The following is a 560-nucleotide window of genomic DNA, read 5'->3' as shown; positions in this document are numbered from 1 at the left end:
ACCGTGCTGCTGCCCGCCGATCGACACCGCCGCGGCCTCGTGCGCGGCCACGCCGCACTGCCGCAGCGCCTCGGTCAGGGCGTCCCACCACTGTCGCGGGTCGCTCTCCCGTCCCGCGCCCGAGGTCACCGTGTGCGGCGCCTGGCCGCTTGCGACGACCCTGCCGGTCGCCACGTCGACGACCAGGGCCTTGGTGGACTGGGTGGATGTGTCCACGCCGACGACGAGCGGACCCTCGGCTGCTGACATCGGTCTCTCCCTCTTCCGCGCCCCGGCGGGGTGTGTCTCTTCCCAGAAATGTTCCTGCATACTAATTTGTAAACCGCCATGACGAAATAGTCTCAGCGAGCAAGGAGCCGCGGCATGAGCTACCAGCCCACCCCCGAGGACAAGTTCACGTTCGGCCTGTGGACCGTCGGCTGGCAGGGACGGGACCCCTTCGGCGACGCCACCCGCGGCGCCCTCGACCCGGCCGAGTCCGTCCGCCGCCTCGCCGAGCTCGGCGCGCACGGCGTGACCTTCCACGACGACGACCTCATCCCCTTCGGCGCGAGCGACAG

1 protein-coding gene and 1 pseudogene are annotated in these 560 nt (G+C 70.5%); one reads left to right on the top strand and one right to left on the bottom strand.

Annotated elements, in window-relative coordinates:
* On the bottom strand, positions 1 to 249 hold a 249-nt coding region (locus tag LPA54_RS35790; protein ID WP_267487974.1), incomplete at its 3' end, for an FGGY family carbohydrate kinase.
* A 114-nt stretch (positions 250 to 363) separates the two neighbouring features.
* Between LPA54_RS35790 and LPA54_RS35785 the strand changes: the two are divergent.
* A pseudogene (locus LPA54_RS35785) lies at positions 364 to 560 on the top strand (xylose isomerase); the annotation flags it as partial.

This window comes from Streptomyces sp. DH12, from assembly GCF_020873895.1.
GTDB lineage: Bacteria > Actinomycetota > Actinomycetes > Streptomycetales > Streptomycetaceae > Streptomyces.
The sequence above is the reverse complement of the archived record's forward strand: the minus strand, read 5'-3'. Positions and strand labels throughout refer to the sequence as shown.